The sequence below is a fragment of the Parabacteroides leei genome (genome assembly GCF_023369805.1).
GTDB lineage: Bacteria > Bacteroidota > Bacteroidia > Bacteroidales > Tannerellaceae > Parabacteroides > Parabacteroides leei.
The window spans coordinates 70268-93927 of sequence record NZ_JAMBQG010000014.1 but is presented as its reverse complement, the minus strand read 5'-3'; the positions used below and the strand labels follow the sequence as shown (position 1 = coordinate 93927).

Below are 23660 nucleotides of genomic sequence, written 5' to 3'. Positions count from 1 at the left end.
TAAAGATGGTTTATTTACAGTTTTCAAGGATTTGTCTGGCAACTGCTCCGGTTACATTTCCGGCATCACCATAAGCGACATTGGCTGCATTGAAGCGGCGTTCGATTTCGGCAATTGTTTCTTCACCGATATTTTCTTCACCCAGACGGGTAGACAGACCCAGGCTGCGGAAAAACTCTTCTGTCTTCCGGATAGCCTGATCGACACGTTCGTCAACCGAACCTTCGGTAATCCCCCAGACGCGTTCGCCATATTGAAGGATCTTATCCTGTTTCTGCGGGCGAAGGGTACGCAAAGTACCGGGGAAAACAATAGCCAAAGTAGCACCATGTGTCAGACCATGTAAAGCAGTCAGTTCATGACCGATCATGTGAGTAGCCCAGTCTTGGGTAACCCCCATAGCGATAAAGCCGTTCAATGCCATTGTGGCAGAAAGCATAAAGTCAGCCATTACATTATAATCCTGCTGATTCGCCTTGATCTTAGGAGCTATCTCAATAACAGTGCTCAGGATACTTTCAGCCCAGCGATCCATCAGGCGCGACTGTCCGGTGGTAGTCATATACTGTTCCATTACATGCACAAACGTATCGGCCAGACCACAAGCGATCTGATGAGCCGGTAACGTAAAAGTCGTTTCCGGATCGAGGATCGAGAAAACCGGGAAATTACTATAAAACGGATATTTCTCTTTTGTTTCATGACGGGAGATCACTGCACCGTTATTCATTTCCGAGCCGGTAGCAGGCAAAGTAAGCACAGCTCCCATCGGAACAGTCTCTTTGGCAGCACCTCTCTTTACCAGATCCCAGGCATCACCGTCATACAATAAACCGGCAGAGATCAGCTTAGTCCCATCGAGTACCGATCCACCGCCCACAGCCAATAGAAAATCCACGTTCTCTTCCTTACCTAAAGCGATTGCCTTACGCAAAGTCTCGATCGAAGGGTTCGGTTCGATTCCCCAGAACTCTACATACTCCCGTCCAGCCAAAGCCTTTATTACCTGATCGTATACGCCGTTTTTCTTTACGCTGCCACCTCCGAAAGTGATCATGATGCGCTTATCGGCGGGAATAGCTTTATTCAATTCCGCAATCATCCCTTTACCGAAGATCAGTCGGGTAGGATTCTGAAACTTGAAGTTGTTCATAGCTCTATAATTTTTCTTTTAAATACTTTCCTGTATACGATTCCGGACACATAGCCACTTCCTCCGGTGTTCCGGCACAAACCAGATAACCGCCGGCATTACCACCTTCCGGACCTAAGTCTACCAGATAGTCGGCACATTTGATCACGTCCATGTTATGTTCGATGATCACAACCGTATGTCCTTTATCGATCAAGGCATTAAATGCTTTCAATAATGTTTTTATATCGTGAAAGTGCAGTCCGGTGGTCGGTTCGTCGAACACGAACAAGGTCGGTTGCTGCTTTTCCTGTCCCAGGTAATAAGCCAGTTTCACACGCTGGTTCTCACCGCCGGATAACGTAGAAGACGTTTGTCCCAGTTTGATATAACCCAGACCGACATCCTGCAACGGTTTCAGTTTCTTGACAATCTTCTTTTCCTGTGAGCCGGGATACTGTTCGAAGAATTCGATCGCCTGGTTCACCGTCATTTCCAACATATCATAAATGTTTGCCCCATGATATTCCACATCGAGCACATCCTGTTTGAAGCGTTTGCCGTGACAAGTTTCGCACTCGAGCGTGATATCCGCCATAAACTGCATCTCGACAGTGATCCGGCCGTCACCCTTGCACTCCTCACAGCGTCCTCCTTCTTTATTAAAAGAGAAGTATGCAGATGTATAACCCATTTGCTTGGCCAAAGGTTGTTCGCCGAACAACTTACGGATCTCGTCATAAGCCCCGATATAGGTCACGGGATTAGAGCGGGAGCTCTTACCGATCGAATTCTGGTCGACAAACTCGATACCCTGAATCAGATTCATATCTCCGCTCAATCCGGAGCAATCCACCATCAGGCGGGCGGCTTCATCCAGGTAATGTTTCACCCCCTCAAAAAAGATATCACGGACAAGCGAACTCTTACCGGAACCGCTGACACCCGTTACCACCGTCATCACATTCAATGGAAACTTCACATCGATCCCTTTCAGGTTATTCTTACGGGCCCCTTTTACCTCTATATAATTATTCCACAAACGACGGAAAGAAGGAACCTCGATCTTATCCTCACCGGTCAGGTAACGGACAGTATAACTGTTACTGCTGGTCTGCAGGTTGTTTACATCCCCCTGATAAACCACTTCACCACCCAGACGTCCGGCTTTCGGGCCAATGTCGATAATATAATCGGCTGCCCGGATAATATCTTCATCATGTTCAACCACAACGACCGTATTTCCCAGCGACTGTAACTGCCGCAGTACCTTTACGAGCAGATCGGTATCCCGCGAATGCAGACCGATACTCGGTTCATCCAATATATATAAAGAACCGACCAGGCTGCTACCCAACGAAGTGGCCAGATTGATACGCTGGCTTTCACCACCGGAAAGAGAAGCCGACAGACGGTCGAGCGACAAATACCCCAACCCTACATCCAACAGGAACTGCAGGCGGTTCATGATCTCCGTCAACAGACGCTTTGCTACGGCAGCATCCGTTTCATCCAGTTGCAGGTTATCGAAGAATGCTTTGGCATCCGTGATAGGCAAAGTCACCAGTTCGGCAATATTCTTCCCGCCAACCTTTACATACAAGGCTTCCGGTTTCAGACGGGCACCCTTGCAGGACGGACAGGTCGTTTTACCCCGGTAACGGGCCTGCATCACCCGGTACTGTATCTTATATAGGTTCTCTTCTACGAATTTAAAGAAGTCGTCGATGCCGTGCAGTCCCCTGGCACCATGCCACAAGAGGTCTTTCTCCTTTTGTGTCAAGTCGTAATACGGACGGTGGATCGGGAAGTTGTATTTTTCGCTCTTGGCGATGAACTCCTTCAACCATTCTCCCATCACTTCACCTTTCCAACAGACTACCGCACCCTGATAGACCGACAGGCTCTTATCAGGTACCACCAGATTCTCATCTATCCCGAGCACCTTACCGAATCCTTCGCAGACCGGACAAGCCCCTAACGGATTATTGAAGCTGAACATCATATCCGTCGGTTCGATAAAGGTAATACCATCCGCTTCGAACTTCTTGGAGTATTCCTTCACGACCGTGCCTTCAGCCGCATAGATACGGATGATACAGGTATCGTGCCCCTCGAAGAAAGCAGTCTCCGCCGAGTCGGCCAAACGGCTTTTCAACGTCTTATCGTCCGAAACGGTCAGACGGTCTACCAACAGTTCGATAGAAGGAGAAGCCAATAACGACTCGTCTGCCATCACTTCCGCCATACGGTAAGCCGTGTCGTTGATCGACAAACGGGTATATCCTTCTTTCTGCAGGATCTCCAGTTGTTCCTTCATATTTCGTCCCTCGGGCAACACCACCGGGGCGAATACGGCAAAACGGGTTCCGTCCGGGTAAGACAATACCTCTTTGACGATATCTTTTACCTGATGCTTCTTCACCTCCAACCCGGAAACAGGCGAGATCGTCTTTCCGATACGGGCATAAAGCAGTCGTAGGTATTCATAAATTTCCGTGGATGTACCCACCGTCGAACGGGGGTTACGGGTATTCACCTTCTGCTCGATCGCGATAGCGGGCGGAATGCCTTTAATATAGTCACACTCCGGCTTGCTCATACGTCCCAGGAACTGGCGGGCATAAGCCGAAAGGCTTTCCACATACCGGCGCTGACCTTCGGCGTATAAGGTATCAAAAGCGAGTGAAGACTTTCCACTACCGGATAATCCGGTGATGACGACCAATTTGTCGCGTGGGATCTCTACATCAATGTTCTTCAGGTTATTGACACGAGCCCCCTTGATAAATATAGAATTATTTTCAGACATAAATCTTTCCCTAATAAAGGATACAAAAATAGCAAAAAGAAATGTATCTTTGCCACAAGATTTGATAATGTGTTACAATAATCCCAAACCAACGAAAATTCATGAAGATCCAATATATCCGACTGTTGCTGGCCATACTCCTGTGTGTCGTAACGTCTTGTTCGACAACCAGACAGATATCAACTCAAAAAACAGAAGGAAAAGATAAACGGGAATTCAGGGGAGCCTGGATACAAACCGCATTTCAGGGGGAATACAAGGATATGACTCCCGCCCAACTCCGCAAAGACTTCGTCCGCAAACTCAACTATCTGCAGGCTTGTGGCATCAATGCCATCATTTTCCAGGTACGCCCTGAAGCCGACGCTTTTTATAAATCGGATATCGAACCCTGGAGCCGTTTCTATACAGGTGAACAGGGTGTAGCACCGGCCGGTAACTTCGATGTGATGGCCTTCCTTATAGAAGAGTGCCATAAACGGAACATGGAATTTCATGCCTGGCTGAACCCTTACCGGGCAAGCACGGCCGGAAATACCCGATTCGCCGATTCGCATATCTATCACAAACACCCGGAGTGGTTCGTAACCTATAATAAACAGATCCTGTTCGACCCGGGACTGCCCGACAGCCGCCAGTTCATCTGTAAAGTGGTACGCGATATCGTAAGTCGTTACGACGTAGACGCCATCCATATGGACGACTACTTCTATCCTTATCCCGCAGCAGGAATGCCTTTCCCCGACGACGACAGTTTCCGGAAATATGGCCTGAACAAAGGATACACCTCCGCCCAACGGGGCGACTGGCGCCGTGAGAACGTAAACACGCTGATCCGCGAACTGAAACGGACCATCCTGCTTACCAAACCCTGGGTGCGTTTCGGCATCAGCCCCTTCGGTATCTACCGGAATAAGAAAAGTACACCCGACGGCTCAGGCAGTAACACCAACGGCCTGCAAAACTACGACGATCTCTACGCCGATGTACTCCACTGGGTAAAAGAAGGCTGGATCGACTACAACATGCCACAGATATACTGGGAAATCGGCCACCCGGCAGCCGACTATATCACCCTGATCCAATGGTGGAACAAGAATGCGACACCCGAAGGTACACATCTTTATATAGGTCAGGACGTAGCCCGTACCATGAAAGCCGACCAGCTGACCCGCAAAATGCTTTACGAACGTTCGCTCTCGAAAGTAAAAGGCAACTGTTTCTGGCCTGCCAACGAGATCCTATGGAACAACAAAGGCGTAGCCGACAGCCTGAAAAGAAACTATCACCGTTACCCGGCCCTGATCCCGGCTTATAGCCATATGCATAACCGCGCCCCGCAGGAAGTAAAAAAGCTGAAAGCGGAATGGACAGCCGAGGGGTATAAACTGCACTGGCAAGCTGAACAAAGCCCTACAAATCCGGAACTTGCTTCTTATTTTGTAGTTTACCGTTTCGAGAATAAAGAACCGGTCGACCTGAGCAATCCGGCCAAAATCGTAAAAATAACCCGCGAGGCAAGTTATTTAATGCCTTATAACAATGGGAAGCAAAAATATCACTATATTGTGACCGCTGTCGATCGTTTTCACAACGAAAGTTCAGGAAAGAGTAAAAAGGTTAAGTTATAAGACTTTAGGGTAATATGTTCTCACAAGATCTGAGGTATACCAAATTCACGGATTGTGCCTCCTGTCCCGAATACAGGAAGCAGATCTTTAAATATCGTTCTTATCCGAAGGGGATAATAATCCCCCAGGAAAAATGCATGCAGAATACACTCTATTTTCTGCTGAAAGGAACCGTCGAAGTAAACAGTGAAGAACATCCCCACACTATCATTAGTGACGGCCAGTTCATCCTGCAACCGATCGGCTCGAAGGTGGAGTTCAAAGTCCTCGAAGCTGTAGAATGTATCCTGTATCTGTTCGAACGCCCGATCAACGTCTGCAACGAGCGTTTCAACAAAGGAGCAAGCATAGCCGAGACTTCCCGTCGCGAGGCCATCGTGATGGAAATGTGTCCGCCGTTGCGCTATTTCGTGGAAGGAGTAAGAATGTATCTGAACGACGACCTGTTGTGCGCCGGCTTCCTGCAGGCCAAACGGACAGAGTTGGTCTACCTGCTTAACTGCTACTATACATTAAAAGATCTTGCAGCGTTCTACTCGCCGATCTACCGTTACAGCAAAAGCTTCCGTTACTTCGTTATGCAAAATTATATGAAGGCAAAGGACGTGGAAGCCTTCGCCCAGTTGGGAGGATACAGCACGCCCACCTTCCGCCGTCTGTTTAAAGAAACGTTCGGTGAACCGGCCTACCAGTGGATGCTGAAAAAGAAATGTGAAGACATCCAGAACGACCTGACCACCACCGAAATGTCTATTTCCGAGATCAGTTATAAATATGGTTTCGAGTCGCTGTCCAACTTTTCCCACTTCTGCCGGACTAATTTTGGCCAGTCACCCCGTTCAATGCGTACCCCGAAAGATGAAAACCAGTAAAAATCAACGGATCTTGCACTTTTTACAACTTATTGAATAGAAAAAGCAATATTTCGCCTGTTTTTTCCCGATATATTTGCGTCATCAACAACAATAGTTGATAATCAACGAATGTTACAAAAATGATAAAAGGAGAAATAGGTTGTACGTGTGGCATAGCAGTCTGCATAATATTGATCATTACATGCTTCATAAAATGCAGTCCTGAAGACAAGTCGGAACAATCCTCCTACGGTTTCATTTCATATTCGTTGAAATGGGAACAGGCCATGAGCGGCTACAAAAATCCCCAGAAATTACGTTATTGCTTTTATCCCCAGGAAAAGGGTGCCATGACACAGATCGAAGGCAATGCCGACGGTTTGCAGTTCACCCTGCCACCGGATAAATACCGTTTACTGATCTTCAACTGCGATGCAGATAACATTCAGTTCCGCAATATGGAGTCATTCGAAACGGCAGAAGCATACATCCCGGAGACAAAAGCATCCGGAAGCGTAACATCGGGACGTACTCCTTTATACGGGATAGCCATCAATGATCTGAAAGTGGAGGCCGACGAAGGCACACAGAACAAACGAGAGTTTAGTCCGACTCCATTGATCCGCGAAGTAACGCTCGACATAAAAGTCGACGGTATGGAACATATAAAAGACTGCAAAGGAGGGCTATCGGGCGTACCGTCGGCTTTCAACTTAAGCAAGTTAGAGATCGTACCGGATAAAACAACCACGGTTAACTTTGAAACCACTCCCTCAAAGGAAGGAGTAAAAGCAAACATCATGATACTAGGAACCGCCCCCAAGCATGGAGAAACCCCTCCCACCACCCCCACAAACGAGGTCAAGTTGGATTTCACCCTCACCGACGGCACTACCTCTTCCTCCACCCTCGATTTGGGAGAGTCGATAGGCACAACGGAAGGCAACAACGTAAATGTAGACGTATCCGTAACGGTAGAAAAGACCGCTTCCTTCACTGTAAAGATCAACAAGTGGGAAGTCTCTGCCGGAGACAATATGGTCATCGAATGATAAAAATAACAAGCAACGAATAAAATTCAAACAATTTAAATTTTTATAGTTATGAAAACATTAGTATTAAGTATGATTTCAATTGCTGCAACTCTTGCAGCAATGACCGCTTGTACAAGCGAAGGTGACCCAATAGATGAAGTTGATGTAAAGGTTCCAATTGAGTTAAATGCAGGAGTATTGGAAATTAGTTCAAAAGCTGTTGTAAACCCAGGTGATGCATTTGAAGCTCAAGTGATAGCTAGTGAAACTACAAAAACATATACCACATCACTTTGGACTGAATCAGGAGCAGGAAATATATCCGTAGACACGGATGGTAAAGTATCTTTTAATCCCATCCAATATTACCCTGCTGATGGCAAAACTATTTATATGATTGGTTATAGCCCTAGAGCTACAGCCTCCAATGGTAAAGTGGCATATACTATCCAAGGAGATAATGACATCATGGTATCCAATGAAATATCTGGTAGCAGAACAAATAAATCGTCTACTGGTAAAGAATTGAACTTCAAACATCTTTTAACTCAACTGCAGATTAAGGTTATTGCCGCTGATAAAGATGCTATAGATGCGTGGGGAGATATCACAAGTATAGAGGTGGTAGATGCGAGTACTACTGTTGAGTTAGATTTAACCCAAGGGGTACTAACAGAAACGAGCAGCAAAACTATAGCAAATGTTCCTGTTGATTACGATTTCACAACAGCATTAACTCTACCTAACTCTGCAGCAAGTCCTACTGCAGAAGAAGCTAAACCTGCAGGAAATGTAATGGTACTACCTAGCGACACAAAATACCAATTATTAATAAAAACAGAAAAGAATATAGATGGTATTACTATTGACCCTTCTGTTGTGAGTACTGAAGCCAGTAAAGCATATGAGATTAAATTAACATTTAAAGCTTCAAACGTTGACGTAACAGCATCAGTTGGACAATGGGAGCCCGTTACAGGTGGTACAGGTACAGTTGAATAAAGAACAAAACAATTAGTAACTTTTCTTCTTTTTGATTGAAAAGTTACTAATTGTTTATTTAGTCATCTAAATTAATTCATCATGAAAGCTCACCCCTCATACATATTTAGCCTCCTACTCTTCCTTTGTGGATGTAGTAGCGAAATAGCCGAGGAAGCTGCTAAGATAATAGAGAAGCCCGTCCCTATTCTTATCAACACCCCTAAGCAGATTGATGTAGAAACAAAAGCTGCAGTTAATGCTTTTACCACCGACAATATTTCACATATAAAAATATATAGGACTGACAATCTATATTCAGATGGCATCTCACCTTATTCGAACAACTTAAATTCGCAATTAGCATTCGACTCGCCGGTTGTTTATCCGGTAGACGGCAGCGATGTTACTCTATATAGCTACTATCCATCCTATATACAAGACACGAATCAACCAACAACAGCCAACGAAATCGCCTTTTCTATCTCAGGACAAGACGATTTAATGTATGCTTCCGCTCAGGCAGGAAACAAAAGCCATCCTATATCAGTCAATTTGACCTTCGACCATAAACTGGCACAAATCAAATTCAAACTGAAAAGTAATATCAATGACTCACTAGAACCCAGTTCAGCAGTAAATATCATTGCTTCCGGCCCAAACACAGGAACGATGGATATTACAAATGGGAACGTAGACATCGCCTCAGGCACAACAGGCACATTTATACTATCCACAGGTTTTACCTTTGGTCAATTACTAACTAACGACGAAACAGTAATACCTGGAGAATTGCTATTATTCCCCAAAAGCGAATACAGCTTTTCCTTGCAGATCGGGAATAGCTACTATCCAGTCACTTTCGATCAACAGACATTGACAACCTCATGGAATGAAAGCTCCGTCTATACGTTAACTATTTCGATCAACTCACTGAATAACCCCCAATCGACCCCAGTCGTGAAAGAAAATATTTAATATGATAAACAAAAGATATTTTATAATCACCCTCTTCGTTCTCATATTCGGTTGTAATAGCGATAGCGATATACCTCAAAACGAGACTGGAAAAGGTGCGGTCATACTATTCGGTGGAAAAATAACCAACATTGTTTCCAAAGCCATCACCGAGGGCGAAACCTTTCCATCAACCGCCTCTATTGGTATTTTCAGTTGGGGACACAACAAAAACAACGCAACCGAACAAGTTATCCGCAAAGATCTAAACAACACCCCATACACTAAATCATCCGGCAGCAACGACTTCACCAGTACAACTGAAGCCCATTACTCTGTCAACCCCGACACCTTACTAAACTTTTACGCTTATTACCCTTATAACGAAGCGGCCACAGCCACTCCGTTAAGTATCTCCTTTGACCTGACGAAACAAAACGACATCATGTGGGCTACCCCCGTCTTAGACAAAGATAAAACGACAGCCGACGAGAAAGTCAATCTCTCTTTCAACCATATCCTTTCCGCCATCACACTTAAATTCAAGAAAGCGGACGACATCAAAGAAGATATGATTTTGCAAAGCGTCTCGATGGAAAACTATCCGTCGACAATCCTGTTGAATGTGCAGACCGGAGTACTAAGCGCAAACGCTTCTACCTCTCCCTTTACAATCACAGACGGTAAAAACGAGGCTATTACCCCAACAGAAACAACGGTCGTTACCGATTTTCTTCTTTATCCGGTAGATAAACCTGTATTCATCGTCCGAATGAGCGACAAAGACTATCGTATCGAATCGAAAAAAGGCTTTGAAAAAGGAAAGAGACAAATTTACACCTTCACTATCCAGGCATCAGACATAAGCTTATCGGGCAGCATTACCCCCTGGGCAGATGGCGGAACCAGCAACGAGACGGTTTACTTCTAGCAATAACTGAGTCAACAATATAGAGAAATGTCCCTGTCTGTCCAATCGCTTCAATGATAGCTCACATTTAGGAATAATGAACCTACACATAAACGGATATTGTCCAACAGAACTGTCATACTATCATTCTTGACTTCTTGCGTATTGAAATATAATGCTTACAGACTATGATAGTTCGTGTGATAGTTCCATTTTCAACCATCATACTATCATAAAACAGCCTAGCAAAACAGGCTGGGTATATGACTTATTTTCAGCGAAGTAGGAACTTTTCTTTTCCGAGACCCGGGTGTAAAGGGTATTGGGATCCGGGTCTTAGCATCGTTCACCCCCGGGTGTAAAAGGGCCTGAAAAGGGGATCTCAAGGAGAAGAATAAGTAGCTTTCGTGAAAATAACAGCCATATTTGAGCTAAATATGTAGGATATTATCGGAAAACAGTAGGCATCTGATCGTTTTTAATCCCCTTTTTTGCGATGCATTACCTCAAACAGGTCGTTTTATGATAGTTTATGATAGTTGAATGATAGTTAAAACAGGCGACCATCATTAACGTGTTTATTGATATTCAAATGGTATAATGAAATCATGATAGTATGATAGTTCATTTGGAAAACATTTAGTACCAGCCTTCAAGTCTCAATTAATAATTACTCCCCACCCCTACCAACGACACTTACATTCACATCTGACAAAAGGTGATCTCCATTGGCACATTGGCAAATTTCACTAAGATTATCCCTTATTATTCCTTGTTGCACATGAATATTACGTATATTTGTAGAGATATTAACACAAAACACTTAATTATGAAAGATTTAGATCCGAAAGCCATGGCAGGGAATGAAAGACAAAAGTTACAGGACCGGTATATCCGATTTGACTGGGCCATCAAGCGTTTGCTACGTCAGAAGGCCAATTTTGGTGTGCTCAACGGCTTTCTGACTGTCATGCTGCGTGAAGAAGTCCATATCCTCGAAATCCTTGAAAGCGAAGGAAACCAGGAGAGGGCTGACGACAAGTTCAATCGTGTCGACATCAAGGCCAAGAACAGTAAAGGTGAGATTATCTTTGTCGAAATCCAGAACACTCGCGAAGTGCATTATCTCGAACGTATCCTCTACGGTGTAGCCAAAGCCATCACCGAACATATATCATTAGGGGATGGCTATCAGAATGTGAAAAAAGTCTACTCCATCAGTATCCTTTATTTCGACCTCGGCGTAGGAACGGATTATATCTATCATGGTCAGAACCACTTCACCGGTGTGCATACCGGTGACTGTCTGCGTATCAACGCGCGCGATCGTGACGCTGTCATCACTCGCCTGCCGGCAGAAATCTTTCCGGAATATATATTGATCCGCGTAAACGAATTCGACAAAGTGGCTACAACACCGCTCGACGAATGGATCACATACCTGAAAGACGGCACGATCCGTCCCGATACAACTACTCCCGGTCTTCGCGAAGCCCGCGAGAAACTAAAATACTACTCCATGTCGTCGAGTGAGCGCCATGCATACGACGAGCATCTGAATGCGATCATGATCCAGAACGACGTTCTCGACACTGCCAAATGGGAAGGTCGGCTCGAAGGGCTTGCAGAAGGGAAAGCAGAAGCTTTGCATCAGGCCGCAGCCAATATGAAACGCATGGGAATGGCAACTGCCAACATAGCTAAATGCACAGGAATATCGGTAGAAGAAATCGAAACACTCTGCTGAATGGAATGAATACAAAACAGCGAAAACTCTTTGCGGAAAGAGTTTTCGCTGCTATTATATGATTAATGAAGTTAGCGGATATTCAGATCATCCGACAGGACATCCGTATAAACCTGAACCGGGATATCATCATAGTTATTCAGTTCGCCAACAAGGATCAGTTCGGCATGTTGCATCCACGGAAGGAAAGGAACTTCTTTCTTATAAGAAATTTCCTGCAATAGAGCCGGGTCGCTTTCCAAAACTACGTAAGCATTCCCATCGGCAGCCGCTTTCCCCTGAAAGGCCAGTGCCCGCTTATACATCTTTTGTTTGTTCGCTCCGTTGACACGGATAGGTTGCAGGCGCACAGAATTACTTCCGTTACGTAACACCGGAGTCAGCTCCAGGCTCTGAAGACGCCCCACAGACAGTCCGCACAGGCTGACATCCATATCCAACGATAAGACACCCTTTTCAAGCTCAATCTTATTTTGCTTAATATTGACCATTCCTTTATAAACAGATGTCTGTGCCTGCGACGGCAACACCTGCATGATCAAAAAGAAAAAGAATATGTAGAATGAAGTTTTCATTGTTCGCTTATTTTATGATATAAGTAATACTTACGCCCAGTTTCGTCGGCCCGAAATAGTTATTGCGGTACTTTGCAGAAGAACCGTCTTCGGTAGTCGGGTAAACCGATTTATCGTACTCGAAATGTATAAAGCCGACACCTGCCGAAAACTCAATATTCCAGTGCGGAGAAAGATACAACTGATAACCGTAGGAAACACCGCCTCCATATCCGTTACCGTCGTAAATATAGTCTTTTTTCATCACCGACAGGAAGTTGGAATTGGAAATATCATAATCCATGTAGATACCATGCACGCCAAAGAAATGTCCGTTAAACTTTTCATGCAGCCAGTAACGTCCTTCGGGCTGTATCATCCAATGTTTCCACGATTTATCGCTGACAATATCCCATCCGTTATAATTTCCGGAGATATCCAACGACCAGTGTTTGTTGAAAGCCACCTCAACACCCAGATTCACCGTAGCTGTTGCATCATACAACACGTTCGACTTTACAGCCACGACCTGTGCCTTTACCCCCATCCCGACACATAAAGATGTCAGGAATATCAACAAGAGTTTGTTCATACTAGTTTTATTTAATCATTGATTCTCAATTAATTTAAGCCTACAAATATAAATAAAAAGAATGTCCCGATAGATAGAAATGATATTAATTTCATCGCGTGGATAAAAATTATCCGTACCTTTGTAAGAAATAGTATTACTAGTATATGATGAAGATTAAGTATTTTATATATATCCTACTTATCGTCCTTGCATTCGGGAGTTGTACGAAGGAGGAGTTTAAGGAAGAAGGGCCAAAACGGACTGTGTTGATGTATGTTGTTGCCAGCAATTTAGGATCGAATATCAGCAAGAATATTGAAGATATGATTTCTGTCGCTACCCCAAAGAACCTGAATGGAGGAAATCTGATCGTTTATTATTCAAAGAGTGATAAAAGTGCGGAGCTTTATCAGATCAAAGAAGGTACGAATGGTATCGTAACCAAGCATCATATTGAAGATTATACTAACCAAAGTGCAATCGATCCGGAAGTGATGAAAAGCGTAATCAACAGGGTTGCAACTGATTTTCCGGCAGACAGCTACGGCATGATCTTTTCCAGCCATGGTACTTCCTGGTTACCTTCCGGTTATAATAAGATGCTTAAATCGTTCGGTGAAGAGGCTGGTAAAAACATGGAAATACATGAGTTGGCTAAAGGTATACCCGATGAATATCATTTTGACTTCCTGCTTTTCGATGTTTGCAGTATGGGAGGTGTCGAATGTGTGTACGAGTTGAAAGATAAAGCAGATTATATCGTGGCATCACCTGCAGAAGTTCTTGCTGCAGGATTCCCTTACAAGGAAGTACTTCCTTATTTATTTGAGACAAAAGCGAACCTCGACGGAGTGGCAAAAGGTTTTTACGAACACTACAAGAATAATGGAAGTCCTTTTGGCTGTATTGCCGTAACGAAAACAAGCGAGTTGAATGATCTTGCCGCCATCACTAAGGAGATTATTACCGCTAAGGGAGGGGAAGAAGGTACTTATTCATTACCTTATTCGGGTATACAGACATTATCCTACTTACCCAGCGCACCGACAAGACTGTATGATTTGAGCGACCTTATAAAACATCTGGCTACAGACGAACAGTTTACCCGCTTCACGGATTGTATGGACAAAGCAGTAACAAGCAGGTACAGTACCGATTATATTTATTGCTCAAAAGGTGGAGAGACGAAAGTCAACACGTTCTCCGGATTATCTATCTATCCATTACAAGAAAATTTGACTCAGTTGAACGACTGGTACAGAAATAATACACAATGGTATAAGGCGGTTTATCAATAAAACCGCCTTTCTTTTTTAAAGACTCAATGCAGCTTCCTGTATCTTTCGACTGATATCCAAAAGGGCTTGCCGGAATTGTTCTTTTTCAGCAAAGGTAAAGGTTGCCGGCTTATTATTTACATTATAATTTTTCAAACGCTGATAAAGCCACTGCTTTGTTTTTCCAAAGTAATCGGTTGCAACCGGAGCCAAAGACATATATCGTGACGCCTCTCTCATTTTCATGTATAATGCAAGTTCCGGATCCTCTTTTTTAGCAAATTCGACAGCTTGTGTCATGCCTTTAATCAGGTTTTTATCATACTCTTTCAACTCTTCCTGAGACATATTCTTTATCTTAAGAATATTTTCTTCAGAAAACGTTTCACGTTCTGCCTCATTCATTTTTGAAAAACGAAGAAACTCTTCATACATTTCCTCTGTTGAGAAAAAGACTCTTTCATCCATAATCATTCCTCCTTATTTTTAGTTAAGCCAATATACCAATCCAAGACAACATCTATTTGTATTATCAGATAATCCATCTCTTCCTGAATGATTCTACCTGATGCCAAACGATCTGAATAAATCCTGCTATAATATAGAAGGTTCTTTTTAATGAGGCCTTTCCTTCCTCTAATTCTTTCTTATTCATAAGCATTAAGTTTTATGGTTAATGCCCTGTACTTCAGAAACACTCCAAAGGTAATACACTAAAGTATATTCCACAAATACAAAGCAATAAAATTATTAACCGGTTATTAATATTATCGTCATTTTGCCAAAAACACTTTCTTATAAGTCTTCATTTGTCCACTAACATGATACAGTTCCACATAAAAGATATAAACACCTGTTGGCAACTTCCTTCCTACAGACGACGAACCGTCCCAGGTCAGCTCCCCGGAAAGGCCCAATAATTCATGGTTGGCTATTTCGGCAACATGCTGGCCGGCGATGTTGAAGACAAAGGCGCGGCAACTGTATCCCGGTTGATCCAGATAATAAGTAATTTTATAATGCTCCAAACCGGGAACCCACTCCGGGGCTTCGATACCGGTCGGCTTATCCGGTTCATTGGGAGACGATGCATCGGATTGGGAATTACGGTATCCGGGAGTTCCGTAACCAGCCGTGGCTGACGCGGAAGTCCAGTTGGCAGCCGATTGTGTTTCAGCTTCGGAGTCAATCCGTTCAAGGGCTACGCCTTTCTGGTCTTTGACAGAAGGGACATGCCATTTGGAGGAATAGGAGACTTCATCGATTACCGTTTCATCTTCAGTACGGAACAAAACAAGTGTAGAAGATGTATTTGCCAGTATAGGGAGTTTGGGTATTTCAAACAAGGAAGAGGAAGACAGGATTGTGTAAAAATCGGTAACACCCGACAGATTCTTTGTTAACAGCACATAACCGTCCGGCTCAATCATAGAGGTAACGGAAGATAGCGGGTAACGGGTATTTAATGTTCCATCGGTCTTACGGACTGCAACAGATAATCCGGAAACCGGCAACGAACAATCCGAACGGTTATATAGTTCGATGTATTCAGCACCACCGGCAAAAGGATTGGGAAGAAGTTCGTTAAAGATGAATTCGCCTGGTTCTACGATTATTGAAGGTTCATCGGGATTATTGGGCTTATCAGGCTCGACCGGTTCTTCCGGCTTATTGGGTTTATCCGGCTCTTCCACTCCTGAAGAATTAACAGAGCCAGGTGTTCCTCCGCGGGGATCGGAAGAAAGATGCCAATCACCGGAATCGGAGCGTTCCCAGGATTTAGCAAGAGTGGCTTTAGGATATTCATATTCATCGATAATAGTTCCATCTGAACTTTTTAGAACAAGCGTCTTTCCACCATCATTCAAAGCATAAAACTTTTCAATTGGTATAGCGACGCCTTCACCACTATAATCTATAGTATCATTATATAGTAATGCATATTCATGAGGTGGCAATACAACATCTGGTAATCTCTTATGTTTATTCCCATTCCAAAGTTCTAATTTATTCAATGAGAATATAAGATCTGTCGGATTATATAACTCCACATATTCAAAAAGAGGACCATCCCCTGGTTTTGCCATAACTTCGTTGATAAGAATAGAAGGGGGAATGTTTTCTTCCTCATCATCTTCTAAAGTAAAATCCTGAGAATAAGCATCCATCTTATTTCCATTTAAATCGGTTAACCCATTATAAGAAATAGTATAATTCTCTCCCGGAGTCATTTCTTTTGGGAAAACAGTCTTTACTACCATCTCCGTATTAACGTAAGAAATAGATGTTGTATTTCCAATTCCGGTAATTGAGAACCGTGCATTCGATATATCAACCGGCAAGTCGAATGTAAATTGCAACTCACTAAGACTTAATGGCATAATATCTAACAATGTCGGTAAAGCAGCCTCTACAGGAGGATATTCCGGTTCAGGATCAACCGGAATATCATCTGGAGATGTTATATGCAAATTGTCAATAAAATGTCCTCTAACTTTTTTGGAATAAAAGCAAGCAATTCTTGATTCTATAGATTTTATTCTGGAAGAAAGATGTTGCTCATAGGTTCCCAACAAAGTATACGTATCCATACCAACATTACAAACATATAGCGACCATAACTTCCTATTCTCTAAAGTCACCTTTATACTTAATAAAACGGACTCCTGTTTCAATATATCTAACTCTTTTTCAATAACTCGTTTAGGAGACTTTTCAGTCTCACGCAAACGACGTAAAGTAATCGTTTTCTTTGTACTGCCTATTTGTACATAGAACTCATCGACTAAGCCGCCTGGTAATGTATATTTATCTGTAAGCAAATAAAAACGAATATGGTTTTGATCACTTGGTTTAAAAGCCATCTTCACATCAAATGTCCATTCCATATTATCAGCAAAAGATAAAGGTATTTTAAGCTCCGATGATTTCTTTTCTGAATCACCAATCAGCTGAAGCCATCCATCATCAGATATCACAAAATCATTTAAATCACCCTTCCACTGATTAGAGGAAGTAATTTCCGGCCCATCAAAAGTTTCTGTGAACTGTGCAAATACACAAACAGGAAGTAATACAAGGATAATAAGAATAAATTGTTTCATAGTTATATAGTTTTGTTTTAAAAATATCTATCTTTGCACCCTAATAGTTTACAACTATTACGCGCGTTCGATTTTGGATGCGGTAAAGTTATAACATTATTTTTTACAAAACAATTTAATTAGTGCTCAAAATGAAAGTAGCAATTGTTGGTGTGAGTGGAGCTGTAGGGCAAGAATTCCTGCGCGTACTCGACGAAAGAAACTTCCCGATGGATGAGCTTGTGCTTTTTGGCTCATCGCGTAGTGCCGGACGTGTTTATGACTTCCGTGGTAAACAGTACACCGTTAAGGAGCTTAAGCATAACGACGACTTTAAGGGAATCGATGTTGCTTTTGTTTCGGCCGGTGGCGGTACATCTATCGAATTTGCAGAAACCATTACAAAACATGGCACTGTAATGATCGACAACTCCAGCGCATTCCGCATGGACAACGATGTACCTTTGGTAGTTCCTGAAGTGAACCCGGAAGATGCACTGAATCGTCCTCGCGGTATCATTGCCAATCCGAACTGTACTACCATCCAGATGGTCGTTGCATTGAAGGCAATCGAAAAAGTATCGCACATTAAGCGCGTACATGTATCTACTTACCAGGCTGCCAGCGGTGCAGGTGCAACAGCTATGGCCGAACTGATCAAACAGTACGAACAGCTTCTGAAGGGCGAAGAACCGACAGTAGAAAAATTCGCTTATCAACTGGCATACAACGTGATCCCTCACGTAGATGTGTTCACTGAAAACGGTTATACAAAAGAAGAAATGAAGATGTATAACGAGACACGTAAGATCATGCACTCCGATATCGAAGTGAGCGCAACTTGCGTTCGTGTCCCGGTTATGCGTGCTCATAGCGAAGCAACCTGGATCGAAACAGAACGTCCGATCAGTGTAGAAGAAGCCCGCAAAGCTTTTGCTGAAGGCGAAGGTATCATTCTGCAGGACGAACCGGCAAAGAAAGACTATCCGATGCCTCTGTTCGTTGCCGATAAAGAACCTGTTTACGTAGGCCGTATCCGCAAGGATATCAGCAACCCGAACGGCCTGACATTCTGGACTGTCAGCGACCAGATCAAGAAAGGTGCCGCCCTAAACGCTGTTCAGATCGCTGAATACCTGATCAAGGTGAAGAATATAGGATAATAACTTTACAATCTTTCTATATATGGAAAGGGACGGTCTGTTAGAGACGGTCCCTTTTTTATTTAATATAAACTCCGTATCTTGTATAATCGATAAAACAGAGGCTTTTCTATCTTCTATAATCGATAAAATTGCACTATATTTGTCTTGTATAAAAGATACAGCTGTATGGAAAAGGTTGACCCGGCATGGTATTTCAAGAACCGGTCGGAAGTAGTCCGTTCTTTTACCGAATATTTCTAATAGCCTGAAAGAAGATACGACACGTAAACGGGAGGTGGCAGCTTGAATAACAGTTGCGAGGACGATAAATATTTGTACGCCCTCACAAACTGATTAGCAATATATAACCAAATCAATGGTGGAACAACCGTACGCCTGTAAACGCCATTGTTATACCATATTTGTCGCAAGTATCGATCACATGATCGTCACGGACTGAGCCGCCTGCCTGTGCGATGTATTCCACACCACTCTTATGTGCACGTTCGATATTGTCGCCGAACGGGAAGAATGCATCCGAGCCCAAAGCCACACCATTCATGGTATCCAGCCAGGCACGCTTCTCTTCGCGGGTCAGGACTTCCGGTTTTTCAGTGAAGAATTGCTGCCATACACCTTCGGCCAATACATCTTCATGGTCATCGCTGATATATACATCTATCGTATTATCACGATCGGCACGGCGTATTTTTTCGATCCAGGGCAGATTCATTACTTTCGGATGCTGACGGAGAAACCAGATATCCGCTTTGTTACCAGCCAAACGGGTACAATGGATACGGCTTTGCTGACCGGCACCGATGCCGATAGCCTGTCCGTCTTTTGTATAACAAACAGAGTTACTCTGTGTATATTTCAATGTAATAAGGGCGATGATCAGGTCACGTTTGGCCTCTGCGGTGAAGTGCTGGCTCTTTGTCGGGATATTGGTCAACAGGCTTTCATCCAGTTTGATCTCGTTACGTCCCTGTTCGAAAGTGATACCGAATACATCCTTATGTTCGATCGGAGCCGGTTTGTAAGCCGGATCGATCTTGATCACATTATAGGTTCCTTTTCGTTTGTTCTTCAGTATCTCCAATGCTTCCGGCGTATAATCGGGAGCAATGACACCATCGGATACTTCGCGGTTGATAAGGCGGGCCGTTGCTTCGTCACAGGTATCGCTCAAAGCGATAAAGTCACCGTAAGAAGACATACGGTCGGCACCACGGGCACGTGCATAAGCAGTGGCAAGAGGAGTTAGCGGCAGATCATCTACAAAATAGATCTTTTTCAAGGTGTCGCTCATTTCGATACCTACTGCGGCACCGGCCGGACTTACATGCTTGAAAGATGCGGCAGCGGGAAGACCGGTAGCCTCTTTCAGCTCTTTCACCAATTGCCAGCTATTGAAAGCATCCATGAAATTGATATATCCGGGGCGTCCGTTCAATACCTCGATAGGCAATTCCCCTTGCTGCATAAAAATGCGCGACGGCTTCTGATTGGGGTTGCAGCCGTACTTAAGTTCCAGAGAGTTTTTATTTTCTGTATTCATATTACTTATTATATATGATAAACTATCTCATTTCCTCCATTCCTTCCTCCAGGGAATGAGGGGTATATCCTAACTCGCGTCTGGCTTTCCCGATACTCAGTCCACTGAATCGGGGGCGCGGTGTAGCCTCATTCATTTCTTCCGTAGTCACAGGAAGGATCAATGAACGGTCCAACCCGAAATAATCGGCTACACGATACGCAATTTCCGCGATGGAAAGACATTCGCCTCCACAAATATGATACGTGCCGCTTTGAGAAACGTGCATCAGTTTTTCGACTCCGTCGGCAATATCATTTACCCAGGTCGGCGTACGGAACTGATCGGAAACGACCCGTATCTCCTGTCCTGCCTGCAGACGGTTCTTTACCAATTGCAGAATGTTACCGTGCTGCCCGGGAAAAGCTTTACCGTAAACGACAACCACGCGGACATTGGCATAACTGCTGCAATTGGCAGCTACGGCTTGTTCACCCTGATATTTAGAGATACCATAGTAATTCACCGGGGCAGGAGTATCCTCTTCGGTATACAGCGATCCTTTATCTCCATCAAATACAAAGTCGGTCGACAGATGGATAAAACGGCTTCCCAGACTCTCGCAGCAACGGGCTATATTCTCGACAGCAGACACATTCGCCGCATACGCTTCTTCATGATGCAGCTCGCAATAATCGGGCACGGAAAGAGCAGAACCGTTTATCACTACCTCCGGACGGATCTCGCCCATCAGTTGTGCGATAGCAGCATGATCGTTGATATCTGCCTGAACGAACCGGTGACTGTTTGCCGGGGCTATATCTTCGTGCAGGGAACAACCGACCAATTCATATTTACCTTGTAAAGACAGGTTTTGCAATATCCGTCTCCCGGTAAAACCGTTAGCTCCAATTATCAGTGTTTTCATTAGAATGAATAGATTAATACACCTAATATACGGTGATTCGTTACTGAATGCGTATCACGGATACGTCCGTCCGGCAGTTTTTCTTCGCCATACCAGGCAAGAGAAGGGCTGTATTCAAATCCTAGTTTCCAGTGGGGCAATACATAAGACAACTGCAAATTGGTTGTAAAAACCTGATCTACATCCAGACCGACACCATAGGTATCACCAACAATATCCTTACCTGCCCCCAGGTTTTTCAAATAACCGACAAACAAACCCGGTTGCCATTTCTTTCCATAAACCACATTTAACCAGGTCATCGAATGACGGTAAGCCGTATACTCCTGTTTACCTGTACGCGGATCGATGTTGCTCACGCCATAACCTCCCAGCATACACAGGTGTGCCAGATTCTCTCCCATAATTGTCTTAGCGGAGATCTTCCAATTTTCGTCGGTATAGCGGGCATGCGCTTCGAGAGACAAAGAGGTAATACGTTCGTTGACCTTATAAGTATTATCGCCTACAACAGATTTCACGCGTGGCACCAGTGAAAGAACATCCACACCAACACCTGCCGTCCAGTTCTTCCGTTTATAATCGATACCACCGTAAAATTCAGGTACACAGCTATTCTTTATATATTCTTCGCTTTTACCATTTGGTCCGGTTGAAAGATACTGCAACTGCCAGATAGCCGCTCCGGTCAGGCTCCATCCATTGTCCGTATAACGGTAACGAAGCATCGGGTTACGGCTAAAGGCCTGAAAAGGAGCTCCCGTAGAAAGATTCAGCATCTGCGGAAAGATGTCTCCGAACAACGGATGCCAGGTCTGGCCAATCAGTACCGCCGACTTTCCCCAGTCGAGATTCACATAAGCATGCCGTATACGTATCATAGCAAAGTTACTCCCCGAACCACGGAAATCGACTTCCAGCTTGGCTGTTGTCTTTGCTTTACCGACATTCGGACCGCCCACATCGATTCCCAGACGGGAATAAAGCAGGTAAAAACTACCGTTTGCTGTTGCATTCAGGTCGTTACCATCGGCATCCGGTTTCTTGTCCAACGGATAAAGATGGAACAAACCGTCCACGATCTCGGAGTTTGCCCGGGAGTTATAAAACAAATCACCACGTACCTGTCCGTAAAACTTATACGAAAAGTTCTTCTTCTGTGCATAACCGGAAGCTACAACTAACAATCCGGCTATTAAAAGCATGCTCAGTCTCGTTCTCATTTAAAAGCGTTTAATTTAGAAATAATACATAACCAATCCCAGTATCCGATGGTTGGTTACGGCGTGGGTGTCTCCCACTTTCCCGTTCTTTTGGTCGATCGTGCCGTACCAAGCCGTTGCCGGCGAGTACTCAAGTCCGATCTGCCAATGAGGGAGGTTATATGATAAATTCAAATTCACTGTAAAAAGCTGGTCGATATTCAATCCCATACCATAAACTGTATTCGATACCAACGCATCATCCGTTCCCAGATTTTTGGTATATCCCATAAAGATACCCGACTTCCATTTCGTTCCATATGTAAAATTAGCCCAGGTTGTCGAATGCCGGAACGGAGTATACTCCTGTTCCCCCGTCCGGGGATCGACCGAACTGATACCATAACCACCGATCAGCGCCGTCTGATCCAGACACGAAGCCATTAGGCTTTTGGCTGCAAAGGTATAATTACGCCCGGTATATTTCAAGTGAGCTTCATACGAATATGTCGTCATCCGTTCATTTACCTTATAAACTTTCTTATCTACCTCAGAAGAGGTACGAGGCTTCAGTGAAATCAGATGGACACCGGCACCGGCCAGCCACCCATTATCGGATGCATAATCGGCTCCGACATAAAACTCCGGGACACAACTATTCTTTATATAATCTTCACTCATTCCCTTCGGACCACTCGACAAATACTGCAACTGCCAAAGAGCAGAAGCAGTAAGATTTACCTGTCCGGCTTTATACTGATAGCGGATTTGCGGACTGCGGTTGAACGGCTGAAAAGGCGCCCCCGTAGACAGGTTCAGTATATCCGGAAAAACAGAGCCGAACAGCGGATGCCAGGTTTGCCCGATCAAGACATTACTCTTTTCCCAGTCCAGAGCCACCCAGGCCTGACGGATACGCAACATGGTCGTACTTCCGGAAAAGCCGCCGAAGTCGGTTTCCAGGCAAGCGGAAGTTCGGGCAGTACCGACATTCGGGCCGGTCACACTAATACCCAAGCGCGATGTAAACGTATAGAAACTGCCATTGGGCGTTCCATTCAGATCTTCTCCATCCGCGTCCGGATTCTTATCCAGCGGGAAAAGGTAGAAGTTTCCGTCTACCGGAGCCATATTCGCACGCGTGTTGTAAAATAAGTCACCACGCACAAATCCATAAAACTTGTAAGTGAAGTTTTTCTTCTGGGCAGTTGCGGAAAACAAAGTCAGTGCACTTACCAGTAGCAGAGCCAGCTTTTTCATTGTTGTCGTTTGTTATCTATTTGTCTAATTTGAAGGCAC

The 23660-nt window shown here is 44.2% G+C and carries 20 protein-coding genes; 9 read left to right on the top strand and 11 right to left on the bottom strand.

Annotation, left to right across the window (positions count from 1 at the left end):
* Nucleotides 1–10 precede the first annotated feature (10 nt).
* Together M1P97_RS18395 and uvrA are read right to left on the bottom strand one after the other, a co-directional pair.
* Nucleotides 11–1153: an iron-containing alcohol dehydrogenase gene (locus tag M1P97_RS18395; protein ID WP_195373407.1), complete on the bottom strand. Its 1143-nt coding sequence runs from the start codon at nt 1151–1153 to the stop codon at nt 11–13.
* 4 nt (nt 1154–1157) lie between these two features.
* A complete protein-coding gene (gene uvrA / locus M1P97_RS18390) occupies nt 1158–3944 on the bottom strand; it encodes an excinuclease ABC subunit UvrA (RefSeq protein ID WP_195373406.1) in 2787 nt (928 codons plus the stop codon).
* Between the two features lie 101 nt (nt 3945–4045).
* On the opposite strand from uvrA, the gene M1P97_RS18385 reads away from it, so the two are divergent.
* The 7 genes from M1P97_RS18385 (at nt 4046) to M1P97_RS18355 (ending at nt 12058) form a co-directional block, all read left to right on the top strand.
* Entirely contained in the window at nt 4046–5575 is a 1530-nt protein-coding gene (locus tag M1P97_RS18385; RefSeq protein ID WP_249389831.1) for a glycoside hydrolase family 10 protein, read from the top strand.
* A 14-nt stretch (nt 5576–5589) separates the two neighbouring features.
* Nucleotides 5590–6447 carry an AraC family transcriptional regulator gene (locus M1P97_RS18380; protein ID WP_249389830.1) on the top strand — a complete coding sequence of 286 codons (858 nt, stop codon included), beginning with the start codon at nt 5590–5592 and terminating at the stop codon, nt 6445–6447.
* Between the two features lie 122 nt (nt 6448–6569).
* A complete protein-coding gene (locus M1P97_RS18375; RefSeq protein WP_249389829.1) occupies nt 6570–7481 on the top strand; it encodes a DUF5119 domain-containing protein in 912 nt (303 codons plus the stop codon).
* Between the two features lie 51 nt (nt 7482–7532).
* The gene (locus tag M1P97_RS18370) at nt 7533–8465 is read left to right on the top strand and encodes a fimbrillin family protein (protein ID WP_249389828.1); all 933 of its coding nucleotides are present in this window, start codon (nt 7533–7535) and stop codon (nt 8463–8465) included.
* Between the two features lie 81 nt (nt 8466–8546).
* A complete protein-coding gene (locus M1P97_RS18365; protein WP_195373401.1) occupies nt 8547–9422 on the top strand; it encodes a fimbrillin family protein in 876 nt (291 codons plus the stop codon).
* A 1-nt stretch (nt 9423) separates the two neighbouring features.
* On the top strand, nt 9424–10332 hold the full coding sequence (locus M1P97_RS18360; RefSeq protein WP_195373400.1) for a fimbrillin family protein: 909 nt from the start codon (nt 9424–9426) through the stop codon (nt 10330–10332).
* A gap of 808 nt (nt 10333–11140) precedes the next feature.
* Entirely contained in the window at nt 11141–12058 is a 918-nt protein-coding gene (locus tag M1P97_RS18355) for an Rpn family recombination-promoting nuclease/putative transposase (RefSeq protein WP_249389827.1), read from the top strand.
* Nucleotides 12059–12129: 71 nt separating this feature from the next.
* Here the strand turns inward: M1P97_RS18355 and M1P97_RS18350 are convergent, their stop codons facing one another.
* Both M1P97_RS18350 and M1P97_RS18345 read right to left on the bottom strand, forming a co-directional pair.
* A complete protein-coding gene (locus M1P97_RS18350) occupies nt 12130–12633 on the bottom strand; it encodes a DUF3868 domain-containing protein (protein WP_195373398.1) in 504 nt (167 codons plus the stop codon).
* A 7-nt stretch (nt 12634–12640) separates the two neighbouring features.
* Nucleotides 12641–13204, bottom strand: coding sequence for a DUF3575 domain-containing protein (locus tag M1P97_RS18345; RefSeq protein WP_195373397.1), 564 nt, complete (start codon nt 13202–13204; stop codon nt 12641–12643).
* Between the two features lie 146 nt (nt 13205–13350).
* Between M1P97_RS18345 and M1P97_RS18340 the strand changes: the two genes are divergently transcribed.
* Nucleotides 13351–14484 carry a clostripain-related cysteine peptidase gene (locus M1P97_RS18340; RefSeq protein ID WP_249389826.1) on the top strand — a complete coding sequence of 378 codons (1134 nt, stop codon included), beginning with the start codon at nt 13351–13353 and terminating at the stop codon, nt 14482–14484.
* Between the two features lie 15 nt (nt 14485–14499).
* On the opposite strand, the gene M1P97_RS18335 is transcribed toward M1P97_RS18340, so the two are convergent.
* From M1P97_RS18335 to M1P97_RS18330, 3 genes are all read right to left on the bottom strand, one after another.
* On the bottom strand, nt 14500–14937 hold the full coding sequence (locus tag M1P97_RS18335) for a DUF5053 domain-containing protein (protein WP_249389825.1): 438 nt from the start codon (nt 14935–14937) through the stop codon (nt 14500–14502).
* A 58-nt stretch (nt 14938–14995) separates the two neighbouring features.
* On the bottom strand, nt 14996–15118 hold the full coding sequence (locus tag M1P97_RS26305; RefSeq protein WP_262923244.1) for a hypothetical protein: 123 nt from the start codon (nt 15116–15118) through the stop codon (nt 14996–14998).
* A 118-nt stretch (nt 15119–15236) separates the two neighbouring features.
* Entirely contained in the window at nt 15237–17567 is a 2331-nt protein-coding gene (locus tag M1P97_RS18330; protein WP_249389824.1) for a lamin tail domain-containing protein, read from the bottom strand.
* 131 nt (nt 17568–17698) lie between these two features.
* Here M1P97_RS18330 and M1P97_RS18325 point away from each other — a divergent pair, with 131 nt between their 5' ends.
* Complete coding sequence (locus M1P97_RS18325; protein ID WP_195373394.1) at nt 17699–18709, top strand: aspartate-semialdehyde dehydrogenase; 1011 nt, start codon at nt 17699–17701, stop codon at nt 18707–18709.
* 355 nt (nt 18710–19064) lie between these two features.
* On the opposite strand, the gene M1P97_RS18320 is transcribed toward M1P97_RS18325, so the two are convergent.
* Genes M1P97_RS18320 through M1P97_RS18305 form a run of 4 tightly spaced genes read right to left on the bottom strand, consistent with a single transcriptional unit; the run spans nt 19065 to nt 23621 of the window.
* Nucleotides 19065–20252 (bottom strand): phosphoribosylaminoimidazolecarboxamide formyltransferase, encoded by a 1188-nt coding sequence (locus M1P97_RS18320; RefSeq protein ID WP_195373393.1) that lies wholly within the window; start codon nt 20250–20252, stop codon nt 19065–19067.
* Between the two features lie 22 nt (nt 20253–20274).
* Complete coding sequence (locus tag M1P97_RS18315; protein ID WP_195373392.1) at nt 20275–21159, bottom strand: SDR family oxidoreductase; 885 nt, start codon at nt 21157–21159, stop codon at nt 20275–20277.
* Nucleotides 21159–22382, bottom strand: a complete 1224-nt coding sequence (locus tag M1P97_RS18310) for a DcaP family trimeric outer membrane transporter (protein ID WP_195373391.1) — start codon at nt 22380–22382, stop codon at nt 21159–21161. Before M1P97_RS18310 ends, M1P97_RS18315 begins: the two co-directional genes overlap by 1 nt.
* Before the next feature lie 15 nt (nt 22383–22397).
* On the bottom strand, nt 22398–23621 hold the full coding sequence (locus M1P97_RS18305) for a hypothetical protein (RefSeq protein WP_249389823.1): 1224 nt from the start codon (nt 23619–23621) through the stop codon (nt 22398–22400).
* Between the last annotated feature and the right edge of the window lie 39 nt (nt 23622–23660).